Origin of the sequence: Shewanella sp. CAL98-MNA-CIBAN-0140, from assembly GCF_040309905.1 — a bacterium.
In the GTDB taxonomy this organism is placed as follows: domain Bacteria; phylum Pseudomonadota; class Gammaproteobacteria; order Enterobacterales; family Shewanellaceae; genus Shewanella; species Shewanella psychromarinicola.
The window spans coordinates 1-15064 of record NZ_JBEOPI010000015.1; the positions used below are offsets into that span (position 1 = coordinate 1).

Consider the following 15064-nt stretch of genomic DNA (forward strand, 5'->3'; position numbering starts at 1 on the left):
CGATTAACAACGTATTGTTATTAATAATTATTTAATAAGATTAATGCGTATTCCATAAGACTCATGATTATTTTTAGCTCAATAAATTTTGCCCGATAAAATTTATTAAAAAAAATCTCTCTTTCGGTGAACTTTCCTGATGACGCCCAGTCTGATTAATTGTACGGAATAAGATTTAGTTTGAAGTAAGTGCAGCGTCATGAGTTAATCTTCTCCCCCGAAAGTTAATTGAGTAAACTGCTTAGTGATTTATCTTACTTACCTCAAGCTTCAGTTAGGATTGAGTTACTGCTACACCGTTTTATGTTTATTGTTCATCATCATCCCTATTTGGGGAGTGTTAACACGCTAGCGCACCGTTAATCACAACCCACAAAGAACGACTTAGGCAACCACATTGGTTGCCCTTTTTTTAGGTTAATTTTGTGAATTCTCTTTACGTATTGGTATAAACCAAGCCAAAAGTCATCATCGACGGCTACCATAACCAACCGCAAGCCCCATTTGCTCTCGGGAAAAACCAACAGGTTGAATGTAGACATTATGATCTTGGTATAACGATTAACAACGTATTGTTATTAATAATTATTTAATAAGATTAATGCGTATTCCATAAGACTCATGATTATTTTTAGTTCAATATATTTTAGCTATGTACAATTTATTAAAAAAAATCTCTCTTTCGGTGAACTTTCCTGATAACGCCCAGTCTGATTAATTGTACGAGTAAGTATGTACGGAACAAAATGCAGTTTGAAGTAAGTGCAGCGTGATGAGTTAACCTTCTCCCCGGGAGCTAATTGTTCACACTGTTTAGTGGTTTATCCTACTTCCATCAAGCTTCAGTTAGGATTGAGTTACTGCTACACCGTTTATTGTTCATCATCATCCCCATTGGGAAGCATTAACACGCTAGCGCACCGTTAATGGCAACCCGTAAAGAGTTATTTTGGCAGCCAATATGGCTGCCATTTTTTTTCATTTTTTGATGTTAAATTGTTAATACTAAAGCAGTTAACTTGCTAAAGGTTAAGTAAATTGTCTAGCTGCACTTGCAATGAAGGATGATAACCAGGGCGAGCTTTAACATAAATATTGACTAATTCTTGCTGGTAACCGGCTATTTGTAATTCAACAAATAATGGCCTAACAAACTTTCCTCGGCCGATCCGGCATAAGTAGTCTTTTAGCGCAGGCAACACGGGATCAAAATGATTACGAATGGCGACTCGATACCAATCACATGCTATTTCGGCATTGTGGCTGTCTGTTAATATAAAGGTGTCGTCTAAATCTAATAACGTGGCTTGATTAACGAATAACGGTAATTGGCTGAGAAAATACTGCCAGTGGTGAACTCGCCATTCATCTACCGACAACTCACTAGCGGGTGTTCCTTTGACAATAGCCTCAACAGCCAAATCGACTTTATCCAAACTACTTGATATTGGGACAATAAACCATTGGGGTAATCCTTGGCCATACACCCACTCATTGATCTCTGCTAAGGTCAACTTATCGTGATGTTCTACCAGCAATGTTTGCTTTGCATAATCAATAAAAGTTTCGGTGGTGATAGCACTAAAAGAAAAATGTTCCACATATTGGAACAAAAACCGATCAAATGCAGCCCGACCTAAGCGGCGTTCAAGTTCATGAACAAACATCGACGCTTTATCGTAGGTAAACCGATTAAATGCCAGATTAGGATCACGGTCTTGTACATTGGCAGGTAAGGTTTGGCTGGACAAGGGAGTCGATTGTATTTCCTCCTGCAAACGACCGTACTCGATAACCCATTCAAGTTCTGCCTGCTCTTTACCATACACGGCTTCAACAATACGATTGGTAAAGTAAGTGGTAAATCCCTCATTAAGCCATAAGTCTCGCCAAGTCGCATTACTGACTAAATTACCGGTCCATGAATGAGCTAATTCATGAGCAACTGTTGAAACTAAACTCTTATCACCTGCAATTAACGTCGGGGTCATAAATGCTAACATGGGATTTTCCATGCCACCAAAAGGAAAGCTTGGTGGCAATACAATCATGTCAAAGCGACCCCAAGCATAGGGCCCTAATATGGACTCTGCCATTTGGATCATTGACTCGGTATCTTCAAATTCTTTGGTCGCAGCAGCAAGCATACCGGGTTCAGTATAAATACCACTACGAGGTCCAGTGGCTTGAAAACTTAACTCTCCAACGGCAATAGCTAATAAATGGGTTGGGATCGGTTTGTTCATGCAAAATTCAAACACACCATTATCCGGCAAATCAGGGATGTTTTCGGCACTCATTACCGCACGTAAACCATGCGGGGCGGTGATTGTCGCATTAAAGGTGATTCGGGCTTTAGGGGTGTCTTGTAAAGGTATCCAGCTACGAGCATTAATGGGTTGCGATTGGCTAAATAGATACGGTAATTGTTTGCCTAAGGTTTGCTCAGGCGTAAGCCATTGGAGTCCTTGAGCAGTTGTAGAGGTATGATAATGAATAACCACTTCATCTAAATTACCACCCACATCTATGACTAGTTTTTGACCTAATATGGCATTCACATCACTCACTTGATACGGCAACTGATTAGCGTGACTGTCAGTGATACCTTCTATGATCAAATCTCGACAATCCAACACTAATGAAAGTGCAGACATTTTTCGAGTAAATTGCAGCTTAGCAATTCCGCTGAGTTGTTGTAAGTCAAAATCAACCACAAGATTGAGCTCAAGATGATAGACGCATAAAGCATCAGTGTTGGCACTTGAATGATAATCGTGTTCTACATTCCATTTTGCAGTCACAAACAATCCTTACTTGTTAGAAAACAACCTAAACGTTCTAGGATAATAACATTGGTATCATCATAAATATGCTGTCACTCGCCGTGGTAGGTCTTTTACAGCCAAGCTGGTGAATATCACTTTTGAATAAAAAACTCATCTTTTTTGATATTCAAGGGAACTAACTCAAAAATGATGAGTCATATTATATGAACCGAATTTGAAATACTTTTTATTTGTACCAAGTAGCTTATTTTTGTTCATCATCATTCTCCTATTCGATAGTTGTAAAAATCTATCAACAGTATTGCCCTTAGCAATAGCAGCAACCTCTTAGTTAGGTTGCTTTTTTTTATGTTTTTTTAACGTTAAAAAACAAAAAAGGCCTCCAAGAGGCCTTTTTAAGTTTACTGAAAGTGAGTTAATTAAAGCTTAACACCCACTTTACCTAAATCTTTAGCAATAACTGAGATGGGTAATGGAACATAGCCATCTTTTTCAACAATTTGTTGACCCTGCTTAGACAATACGAAACGTAAGAATTCACGGTCCATTGGAGCTAAGTCTCTGTTCGGGTGCTTGTTTACATAAACGTATAAGTAACGTGAAAGTGGGTAAGAACCGTCTGCAGCATTAGCATCAGTTGCTTCGATAAACTTATCACCATTCTTAGAGATTGCAACAGCCTTGACGCCAGCCGTTTTGTAACCGATACCTGAATAACCAATCCCATTCAGTGACTGAGAAACAGACTGAACCACAGAAGCAGAACCAGGTTGCTCATTTACGTTTGGACGGAAATCACCTTTACATAACGCTTTTTCTTTAAAGTAGCCGTATGTACCAGACACTGAGTTACGACCGTAAAGCTGAACGTCTTTCACAGTCCAATTACCATCTAAGCCAGCATCTCCCCAGTTATTAATTTCTTTGGAGCCACACTTATGGGTAGCAGAAAAAATACCGTCAATTTGTTCAATACTTAGACCCGTGATAGGGTTATCTTTGTGTACAAATACGGCTAACGCATCGATAGCAACACGGATCTTAGTCGGCTTATAACCAAAATGCTTTTCAAATGATTCAACTTCATTAGGCTTCATTTCACGGCTCATTGGACCAAACTGAGAAGTACCTTCAGTTAATGCTGGAGGCGCAGTTGAAGATCCAGCAGCTTGAATTTGAATGTTAACGCTAGGATAAATATGTTTAAACTCTTCAGCCCATAATGTCATCATGTTTGCTAATGTATCAGAACCGACAGAAGACAAGTTACCAGAAACACCACTTGTTTTTTCATATGCAGGTAAATTTGGATCAAGAGCAGCCACAGATGCTGCAGAGAATACGCCAGCGGCTGTAAGTGTGATGGCGCCGACAAGTTTTTTCAGTTTCATTATAATGCTCCAGAATTAAGCGTACTAAGTTTTTAAAACGTAGTCAGTATCGACCCCATTGATGACAAGTCTATGACTTTGACGTGACAGTTGTGTGACAATGGTAGTAAAACTGTCTTATTTCGAAAGTTTACAATCAATATCATTTATATCAATACCTTAAAAAAACAAACTATCACAACACCGCGCGATATAATGAAAGTAAAACACAGATCAGAGTGCAAAACAGGTCATTCTTAGTTAAGAAAAACCTAAAACGACAGCATTGTGACATTCATAATCGCATAAATTTTATACGAGTCGTAATAATATGAGTGATCCCATCCGAGTAAGGTAGTGATCAATTCAAACCATCACACTCTAATTAACAGGCTTTATTGTTAACCTCAACGTTGGATAAGAGATGGGATACATAGTTAAAAACGGATTGATTTCAAGTCTGCAATATCAAATTTGCTATGTGTTTTTTGCTAACAAGGCGTATTGACGGGTCAATAGCGGGTCTATTGTAAGTTGATACAACGCAGGTAGCGGAACAAAGGGCTGTTTGATAACCGTTTATTACCCAGAATAGAGGATATTTACCAAACTAAGTGGTTCTGAATGGATTGGGTTGGCACAACACGTTTGAGTTGACCATCATCAGTCAAAAAAAAAACAGCAAAAATGCTGTTTATTTATATCCAAACGACCAGATGCTATTGCCGTACTAACAAATGCGAAGGAATGATAAAGCTGAAAATACTGCCTTTGCCGTACTCACTCGTCACGTTAAGTTCACTGTAATGATGATTTAAAGCATGCTTTGCAATGGCCAACCCCAAACCACTGCCGCCAGTTTTACTCGAACGGGCATTATCGACCCGATAAAAGCGTTCAGTTAATCGGTTGATATACTGTGGAGCAATGCCCACACCGGTATCTTTGACTGAAAACAGTGCTCCTGTGGCCACACTGCGCCACGTCACCGAAATGGTCCCCCCCGGAACGGTATAATGAATCGCATTAGAAATTAAATTTGAACAAGCACTGCGCAATTGCAGTTCATTACCACGAGTATTTAAGCCTGGCTCACAATTAAACACTAAAGTATATTCAGTTCCAGCCAGTGCATAGGCCTCTTCTTTGAGGATATCCATCATCAATGCCATATTGACCGTTTGCGATAAATCGATATCCACGGCATCTTCAATACGCGACAGCGCCAACAACTGCTCAACCATCGACTGCATCCGAGTCGTTTGTTGTTGCATCATTGATAGTGGTTTGTGATTAGGTGAATCAGGTGCTTCCATTGTTTGCATAATTTCTAAATAGCCCTGCAATACCGTTAGCGGGGTTTTAAGCTCATGGGAAACGTTGGCGACAAAATCTTTGCGCATACCTTCTAATTGGTGAATACGAGTGATATCACGAGCAATTAATAACAATTGTCGGTCACCGTAACCTATTACTCGAATTTCAAGTAAACGCTTATCTGAGACAGGAGATGGGATTTCTAATGGTTCGTTGTATTGTGCTTTCTTTAAATAAGTAGAAAAATTAGGATGACGAATGAGGTTATCGATCCTAAGACCATTATCTTGAGGCCAAACAAATCCTAAAATTAACTGCGCCAGTTTGTTGCACCATAAAATATTGTGCTCGGCATCAAGAACCACCGCCGCATCAGGTAAGGCCTCCGCGCCTTGACGAAAACGAGCTAATAAAGTGGCTAATTGGCCCACTCGACGACGATTTTTCCCCTGCAGACGATATATTCCATTAAACACCCCTTCCCAACTTCCACGCCCTTGTGGAGGCGTGAGCTTTTTATCCTTCCATAACCAAAAGTTTAAACGAGTAATTTGGCGATAATGCCACACAAGTAATGCAATCGTTCCTAATAACATAACGATAACAACTTGATCAAATAAGGCTCCAATGAGCATAAATAAAACAAGCAGTAAAGCAAACCGAAAAAATAAACGATATCCAGAGTACGAGATAAACATAGGCTACCTAAATGCGAACGTACCGCCACCAACTCAATTCAGTGCCGTTACTGATTATTAGGGCTAACGAAGAACCACAAGATAGCCTAAATAGACTTTTATGGCTAGACAGCAAAAAAAGCGTTTTTAAAAAGTTCTGCTTATCATGTCAGAACCCTTCGAGACGCCAATACAAATTACATTCTGGTTGAAAATCGGTAGCCTGCACCACGAACAGTCTGGATCAATTTATCATGCCCAGCCTCTTCTACGGCTTTTCGTAAACGTCTAATATGCACATCAACAGTCCGATCTTCAACATACACATTGGTGCCCCAAACGTTATCGAGTAACTGCTCTCGACTATAGACACGTTCTGGATGGGTCATAAAAAAATGCAACAAGCGAAATTCTGTTGGCCCCATGTCGAGCACAGTATCACCGACTGTCACTCGATGACTAACAGGGTCAAGTTGTAATCCTTGCACATCAATGATTTCTTCTAAGCGAGTTGGAGCGCTTCTGCGCAAAACGGCTTTAATTCTTGCAACAAGTTCTTTAGGCGAAAAGGGCTTAGTTATATAGTCATCAGCCCCCACTTCAAGGCCTTTAACTTTATCTTCCTCTTCACCACGGGCTGTCAGCATAATAATCGGTATCTGACGCGTAAACTCATCTTGCTTTAGGCGTTTAGCTAATTGGATGCCACTCCCTCCAGGGAACATCCAATCCAATAAAATTAAGTCTGGGTATGGCTCTTTAAGTAGCTCAATCGCTGAATCAAAATCTTCAGCTGCAACTGTCGTAAAACCATGTTGATCCATCACAAATGTCAGCATCTCACGGATTGCTGATTCATCTTCTACTATTAAAATCCTAGCTGTCATATTGGGTTTCTACGTTAATTTGCCACAAAACTATTATTGGACACTTTTGTTACAGATTTATGATCTAACGGCTAATTCTGACATTAAATACGTCTTTTTGTCACAAAAACTTCATTGCTGTTAATATGATGCAATTTCAACTCAGGATAATAATCGATTATCAAACAGCCTTTTGGCCCGCTAACAGTGTAGCATTCACTTGCAATAGGCAGGCTCTTAGCAGGTAAATAAGCCTTGCTAGCAGACAAATAACAACTGTGATATGAAAGGCTCAAATAGGCTAATTACTTTCATTTATCCCGTGTCTTAATCCAAAGTTGAACTTACTCAAGCAGCCCATTGTTAACGATTTATCCCGTTTATTATCCCAGGTGTAAGTTATGTAACAAAAAAGGGCCTAAGCCCTTTTAAATTACTATCTAAATCAACATGCTCATTCAGATTAAAACTTATGTTCTAAACCAATACCAATATAAGTATCATCTTGATCGTTTGAGTCAAATGAGTTTGCAGTGTAAAAAGCAAATAACTTGGTTGGTTTACCTAACTTGTAGTCTGCACCGACTGACCATGAATCACCTTTGTTTTCCATGTCTTGGTATTGGGCTTTTAAGGTAACATCATTGATACCATAAGCCGTGCTTAATAAGAAACCATCATCTTTGATGCCACTGTCTAGCTTTTCTTGTTGCTGGTACATACCACCAATAACAAGACCTGCAACTTTACCTTGTACCGTGGCACGAGCAGTGTCATAACCTTTTACTTTTGAATCATAGGCAATCGATGCATATATTGGTGTGCTTTTTAGGCCTGCATCACCATACATAACAGCCATACTCACGCCATCCTCACCAGTGGTATTGTCACCAACAACTTGATCCGAATCACCTGATGCTACATAAGTCACACCCGCTTGGAAGTCACCCAACATTGGCGTGTAGTATGTTGCCGTCTGTGCCATGCGGTTTTCACCTTTGAACATGGTCTTTATATCGCCTGCAAGGTCATTAAACTGATCTATTTTACCTTGTGAAATTTTAAAAATAGTATCGTTCCGACCAACAGATACCGCACCAAAATCACCTTTTAAACCCACAAACTGATTACGTGCTTTAAAGTTTTCTTTGGTATCGTCACCGGTGTCTACTTCATACTCGATAGTGTAGAAGGCTTCTAATGAGTGACTTAACTCAAACTCACCCGTCACACCAAAGCGTGAAGCATTACTTTGAATACTCGTTTCTGTTTCATCAGCAACATCATTTGATTGTGCTGTGACATTTAACTTACCGTAAACTTGAAGAGGATCTGCTGCGTACGCACTTGAAGCGACTGAGACTGCTATTGCAGAGGCTAATAGAGTTTTACAAAATACATTCATCATTTCATCCTTTCGACGCTAAATTCGTCATTGTTATTTGGTTGGAACGAGCTGAAGTCTGCCTCGGTAATGTTGCAGAAATATTTCATTGGTCAATTAAATATTAATATTCATCGTAATATCTTCTAAGAAAAAGCCCTAAATATAGCTATAACAGTGGTTTCGGGGTAGTTTAATGAATTGTGACAATTTGATGAATTCTGACTTGAGTGATTGCATTTAGCCTAGCTGACAGCTTTTTTTGGAGGTTTACCGCTTAGCTTCTATCCCGTAGAATTGCACCATTGTATTTTTCTTCTTTAATTAACGAGAGCCTTCTATGTGGTTTAAAAATCTCACCTTGTATCGTTTCAATAAGCCTTTTACAACAGACACTGAAACATTAGAAACGGCCTTAGCTGATTTCACTTTCTCACCTTGTTCAAGCCAAGATATCAGTAAATTTGGTTTTTCAAATGCCCTTGGTAGAAAAGGCCAAGCATTAGTACACAGCGCTGAGAATCGCCATTTAATTTGCGTCACTAAAGAAGAAAAAATTCTTCCAGGCCAAGTGATCAAAGAAGCTTTAGATGAAAAAGTGGCCCAAATTGAAGAGCTAGAAAGCCGCAAAGTCACCAAGAAAGAAAAAGACACCATTAAAGATGAAATCACTACCACGCTTTTACCTCGAGCATTTTCTCGTCGTAGTCAAACTCATGCACTCATCATGCCTGAGCTAGAGATGATTTTAGTCGACAGCTCAAGTGCGACTAAAGCCGAAGAGTTACTCGCATTACTTCGTAAAGCAATAGGCAGCTTACCGGTTATCCCACTAAGCTATGCCACTCCAATCGAGTCAACCTTAACTCAATGGTTACAAGCGGGTGCAGCGCCGGCGCCATTTGAAATGCAAGATGAAGCCGAACTTAAGTCAGATTCAGACGAAGGCGGCATTGTGCGCTTTAAGCAACAAGTACTCCAAGAAGACGAAGTACTTGCCCACATTGCAACAGGTAAACAAGTGCATAAATTAGCCTTACATTTTGGCCAGTCGATTGCCTTTTTAATGCAGTCTGATGCCAGCATTAAACGACTTAAGTTTTCTGAAGAATTTAGAGCCGGTAATGATGAAGTCGGTACCGAAGATCCACTGGCTCGTTTAGATGCTGACTTTTCCTTAATGGGCAGCGAATTAGTGGCCTTCATCAATGCGGTTAATCAAGCATTTGGTCCTTTAGAACAGAGTGTTTAACCCCCGTAGGGATGCCCGATGAAACTTTATGGTAGCTTCACGTCTCCTTATGTACGCCATTGCAGAATTGCCTTATTGGAGTCGAGATTAGATTGTCAATTTATTGAAACAGATCAAGTCAGTAGCGCAAAGCTATCGCCAACTAAACGGGTGCCATTTTTACACGATGAAGAGTTATCATTAACTGATTCCAGCGCAATATTGCGCTACATCCGTCAAAAGTCATCAAAAACCTGTCTTGACACTGTGATAGAACTTGATCAATTTTGCATGATAAATACTGCGCTAGACAGTTCAATTAACTTATTTTTTCTGTCTCGTGATGGCGTTGATATTGAGCGTGTTGATTACACCATAAGACAAGCACAACGCATTAAAACATCATTAGCAGAGTTTGAAAAACTTGAGCTACCGTTGCACGGACCGTTTAATGATGTGCAATTGCGATTGGGTTGTTTTTTAAGTTGGGCGGTTTTCCGCCAACGGATTAATATCGAAGATTATCCTAAATTAACACTTTTTTTAGCGGCAATAGAAAAAGAGCCATTTTTTATCGAAACAGCTCCGCCTGCGTAATCGTCACATAAAAATGCCCTGTTCTCAGGGCATTTTATTTATCATAACGGCTCGCATCTCAATACTGAATGAGATATACAACCAAGCCACTTCAACATGCTCGTTTCAAAGCCCCGTAGGATAACGGAACAAGGCAGTGATTGAAGAGAATCAATATCACTATTCCTAGAGCGCTGCTAGGACGCTACGCGGCTAGATTCTATAAAAGCGGACAACACAGCGAAGCTGTCACTACCGCTTGAGGTAGCAAGCAGTGACGAGCAAAAGGGCGATAACAAGCCAAGAGCTTAGGCGCGAGACCGCTTTATCCGTGAGCGCAGCGTTCGCTTGTTATCGTTTCTGAAGCGTCACGTCTCCACATGCTGGATCCTGCATTTCAAGGTCGTTTGGGTATATGCAAATCAACATTTTAGTCAGTGGATTTAATCCAATCGCCTTTGTCATCAAAAGGCCAATCAACACCTAGCCAAGCTTGATAGAATGCTTTCTGAGCATCGGAGACCTCAGCCACAGCTTCAATCGACAACTCGCCTTTAGGTTGTTCCGTCAGCTGTAGACTCACCTCTTTTAAACGATCATCACTAAATAAACTCAGCTTAATCTTATCGCCGACATTAAAATCGTTAAGGCGTTGAGTAAATCCATCCGCAGTCACTTTTAATCCATTCACCGCCACTATTTCATCACCTGCAGCAATACCGGCATTCCATGCTGGGCCATGTTTTAACACGTTAGCAATCGTCAAGTCACCGTGTAAGTCAGACAGGGTCATTCCCGCATCGATAACGGTTTTAGGGGCTTTACTATAAGTGGTGATTAACCCTGCATGGGCGAGTAATTCATCAAACGGCAAACTAAACGGTTGATTAACAAATTCTTGCCACCAGGGTTGATAATCTTTACCAGATAGCGTTTTCAAAATTGATTGCACATCTGCAACCTTGTAGCCCATTGGCACTTTATATTGCTGATAAAGTGCTTTATGAACATCACGGTAAGAATGTTCAAGTTGGGTATCACTCAGCAAGCTAAAATCGAGCGCCATTGAAGCCAAATAACCTTCAGAGTATATATTGACACTGTGGTTGACCGCATAGTCGCCCCAAGTACTGCTCCATTGACCTAAACTGGCTTCTGCAACAGATTGGATTTCACGGCCAGGATTATGCTGATTAAGCACAATACGTTTACTTAAATCGTCAAAAAACTCTTTGGCTGTCATCACGCCAGCCCGCAACAATAATTGATTTTGGAAATAACTGGTGGAGCCTTCAACCATCCACAGTAAATCCGTCATGTTTTCTGACTGGTAATCATAAGGCACCAGCCCTTGAGGGCGATAGGATTTTACATTCCAAGAGTGAATAAACTCGTGAGAGGCGGTACTGATAAAACGTAAATAATCTTGGCGCTCACGAAAGTTAAATCGTGGTAGCTGGATAACGGTAGAATTGAGGTGCTCTGTTGCGCCACTTGCACCGCTGGTTGCATGCACCATGTAAACATAGCGTTTAAACGGATAATCAGCCCAAATAGTCGAGGCCTGGCCGCTTATTTTACGTAAATCGGTAAGAATTTGAGTCGTGTCATAATTACCCTCACCCCAAAATACCACTTCATATTGACGCTCGTCAGCCTCGAAACTAAAATGCTGGTTTATTCCAGTTTCAATTGGCGAGTCAACTAATACATCATAATTGGGCGCTTTAAATGAATGTGACGTACTGCCTTTATCCATGCCGGAATAACTCTGCCAACCTGTAGGCACTGCCATATTAACCGTAACGGGTTGCTGACTAAATGCTGGGCTATACATAAATACTCCACTGCCATCTAAAAAGGCATGACTATTATCAATGTGACGCAAACGGTCACCAAGCTCATTGGCATGTAGTTGATAAGTCACTTTAACGGCTGTGGGTTTGATTAATGCTATTTGCCATTCTCCGCTGGCGGTGCGCTTCCAAGGTAATGACTGACCTTTGCTGTCGGTCGCATTAAACAATCTTATGCCATCAGCAATGGGTAATACTTGATAACGACCCATTCGCCATACTGGTAAATTAACGGTTAACACTTTTAAGTCAGTTTGAGGAAATGAAACACTCACCTGAGCTAAATGGTGCGCGGGTTGATTAATATCGATATGGTAATCGACATCAGCAATTGCTGGCGTTGTCCAGCTCATCGAAAAAATGGCACTGCTGGTAAAAATTGCAAGAGAAGTAGGTTTCACTCTAGGTTCCTTCTGGTATGATTCTATTGTTTTTATTTTAAATTCCAAACAATTATAACGATCTAGACTCATTAACACAGTGGTAAATTACAACTTGATTGTAAAAACCCATAAGCTACCTCAACCTAATAGAGGTTGGCTTTGCATTTTGTGTACAATCAAGTCCACGTTAACTATAAAGGTCTCTATTACTATGCTGCGATGTTTTACTCTTGTCATATTATGTTCGATACTATTTAGTTCAGCGGTTTGTGCAAGAGATATTGAACAGCAAGAAATATTGTTCAAAGAAAATCCACAGAAGCTTTATACCAAACTAATAAGGGCAACCGAGTTTCCTTTGAAATTTTCGAATAGAGCGGAGTTCGAACAAGTCGCTGGTGAACTAAGTTACCAACCAAATGAACTTCATCGCGACTTAGAACTACTTGCTCGGTTGAATTTAGAAGCAAAACTTAACTCACCAACTAAATATCAAGATGCCGAATTGCTCATAACACAATTAGACGCCATCGCATCAACAACACTTGAAAAAGCGTTAATGGTTATGCTTAAAGCACGGATTAAGGGGCGTAAAAACCAAGAATATAATCAGGTGTTAGTTGAATATAATGATGCTTTGAATATGGTTAACACCGATGTAAGCCTAGAAAGCACGCTGTTCAAATTGACACTTCATGATCAATTGAGCATGCTACACTCATTGTTACTTCAACCAACACCCGCGTTATCTCACTTAAATCGTTACCGCCAAATCGCTTATCAATTACACAATAATTACTTAATATCAGATGCAGAAACGCAATTCGGTCGTTATTACAATCTTAATGGGGATCAGGCAAAGTCATTACAGCATTATAGTGAAGCATTTCGGTTAGCTAACAACTTAGATTATCCGGGAATTAAAGCCCATACACAGCTCAATCTTGCCCGAACATACCGTGATTTAGAACAATGGGATGATGCACTAAAATATGCCCATAATGCAGCAGAAATACTTCAAGCGATAGGCCAAGATGTTTACTTAGCCGAAACAATGACTGTCATCGCAATGATTTACGCAGGCCAAGATCAATGGAATAAAACCATCGATTATTATTTAAATGTCCAGCAAGTCAATGAGCGGATTGGAAACGAAATTGCAATAGGTCTCACATATCACAATTTAGGTGAAGCCTATTTTAAATTAAATAATTCCCAAGCCGCATTGAACGTAATGCAACGTGCAAATGATATATTTAGGGCACGAAAAATAGAGCATTACTTAGTCTATAACGAGCTACTATTTGCTCAAATATGTACCAGCGAAGGCATGTGGCCTGAAGCTATTGAGCACGCAAGTAAAGCCATTGAGTTGGCTAAAAAGAAACATTTAACTAAAGTTCAAACTGAAGCATTAGGTTATTTATCTACAGCATATCGCAAAACCAACAACCTCAATGCAGCACTTGAAACTGTCGATGTCATTGTTGAATTGATCAATAAATCACAAGAAAAAGAACAACAAACCAATGATTTTCCTGAACTCACTGAACAAAAATTAAAATTCGAACTGGGTTTATTGAGTAGTAAATTAGAACAGCAAACCGCTAAAAATAAATACAATCAATTTATCATTTTAGGGTTGATTATTGTGTTTAGTATTACGCTCATACTAATGGTTTTTTTCTACAGAAAATTTCAACACCGCAATATCTTGTACCATAACGCCCAACGTTTGAACACAATAGATCCTATAACACAAGCACAAGGTTACAGGGCGTTTATTCAACGGATCAACACCTTAAAACACCAAGAGCCTAAAGCATTAGCGCTAGTGAACATTAATGAATTGAACAATATTGATATTCAACTTGGACACACTGAATCAGTTGTATTGATGCAGCACTTTAATAGTCAGTTCAGTAAGCACCTAGACACTGAAGTGTTTATCATCCGTCCCGGGTTGATTGGATGTTATTTCGATAAGCAGTATGACGCAGAAATCATCTTAAATGCCGTAATAAAGAGCCTTAAACAATTACAAACAACTCAATTTACCATTCCTAACTTTGCTCGTAAATCAACAGAGCAATATGCCAGCATTGGCCACATTAGTTTACCATTACTCGACAACCCTGATGTTAACATCAGTGCAGAATTGCAATTTGAAGCGCTGCAATACGCACTTGCTGCGGCTATGGAAATAACGGAGCAACCCGCATATATTTCACTGCGACCACTTAACTTTGCTCCCGCGGCTATTTTTATGCGGCCACTTTATTTAAATCTGACTCAAGCACTTAACCGGGGCATCATTCGTGCAGAAAGTAATCGTAATACCCAAGAGATCAACTGGCCGAAGCACTAATTGTTTTATAAACTAATAATTATAGATAATTAAACTGTTTTGTGCGGTAATTGGATTTGCTGCACAACATTATTGATATAACATTACTATAATACTAACCGATTAAATGTTAGCCGATTAAATATCAACCAATTAAGTGCTTAACGTTAATTAATAACAAACCCAATAAAAATCCCAATTGATGTCCACATTGATGTCCCAGACATGGCAATCAATGCCTTTAGATGACAAATGAGAGTAGGCACTG

Annotated in this window: 9 protein-coding genes; 3 read left to right on the top strand and 6 right to left on the bottom strand. The window is 39.8% G+C overall.

Annotation, left to right across the window (positions count from 1 at the left end; genetic code table 11):
• Positions 1–1022 precede the first annotated feature (1022 nt).
• The 5 genes from AAEY93_RS09515 to AAEY93_RS09535 all read right to left on the bottom strand — a co-directional run bounded on the left by AAEY93_RS09515 (position 1023) and on the right by AAEY93_RS09535 (position 8427).
• Positions 1023–2804, bottom strand: a complete 1782-nt coding sequence (locus tag AAEY93_RS09515; protein ID WP_351076390.1) for a M1 family metallopeptidase — start codon at positions 2802–2804, stop codon at positions 1023–1025.
• Positions 2805–3208: 404 nt separating this feature from the next.
• Positions 3209–4180 (bottom strand): PstS family phosphate ABC transporter substrate-binding protein, encoded by a 972-nt coding sequence (locus AAEY93_RS09520; protein ID WP_351076393.1) that lies wholly within the window; start codon positions 4178–4180, stop codon positions 3209–3211.
• Between the two features lie 698 nt (positions 4181–4878).
• Positions 4879–6174: a phosphate regulon sensor histidine kinase PhoR gene (phoR, locus tag AAEY93_RS09525; RefSeq protein ID WP_351076396.1), complete on the bottom strand. Its 1296-nt coding sequence runs from the start codon at positions 6172–6174 to the stop codon at positions 4879–4881.
• Positions 6175–6350: 176 nt separating this feature from the next.
• The gene (phoB, locus tag AAEY93_RS09530; RefSeq protein ID WP_335689258.1) at positions 6351–7040 is read right to left on the bottom strand and encodes a phosphate regulon transcriptional regulator PhoB; all 690 of its coding nucleotides are present in this window, start codon (positions 7038–7040) and stop codon (positions 6351–6353) included.
• Positions 7041–7482: 442 nt separating this feature from the next.
• A complete protein-coding gene (locus AAEY93_RS09535) occupies positions 7483–8427 on the bottom strand; it encodes a porin (protein ID WP_351076400.1) in 945 nt (314 codons plus the stop codon).
• A gap of 316 nt (positions 8428–8743) precedes the next feature.
• Between AAEY93_RS09535 and rdgC the strand changes: the two genes are divergently transcribed.
• Positions 8744–9655 carry a recombination-associated protein RdgC gene (gene rdgC / locus AAEY93_RS09540; RefSeq protein WP_124014113.1) on the top strand — a complete coding sequence of 304 codons (912 nt, stop codon included), beginning with the start codon at positions 8744–8746 and terminating at the stop codon, positions 9653–9655.
• An 18-nt stretch (positions 9656–9673) separates the two neighbouring features.
• On the top strand, positions 9674–10231 hold the full coding sequence (locus tag AAEY93_RS09545; protein WP_124014114.1) for a glutathione S-transferase family protein: 558 nt from the start codon (positions 9674–9676) through the stop codon (positions 10229–10231).
• A 409-nt stretch (positions 10232–10640) separates the two neighbouring features.
• Here AAEY93_RS09545 and AAEY93_RS09550 read toward each other — a convergent pair whose 3' ends face one another.
• Entirely contained in the window at positions 10641–12467 is a 1827-nt protein-coding gene (locus AAEY93_RS09550) for a M61 family metallopeptidase (protein ID WP_351076405.1), read from the bottom strand.
• 340 nt (positions 12468–12807) lie between these two features.
• Between AAEY93_RS09550 and AAEY93_RS09555 the strand changes: the two genes are divergently transcribed.
• Positions 12808–14817: a tetratricopeptide repeat protein gene (locus AAEY93_RS09555; RefSeq protein WP_351076408.1), complete on the top strand. Its 2010-nt coding sequence runs from the start codon at positions 12808–12810 to the stop codon at positions 14815–14817.
• Positions 14818–15064 lie beyond the last annotated feature (247 nt).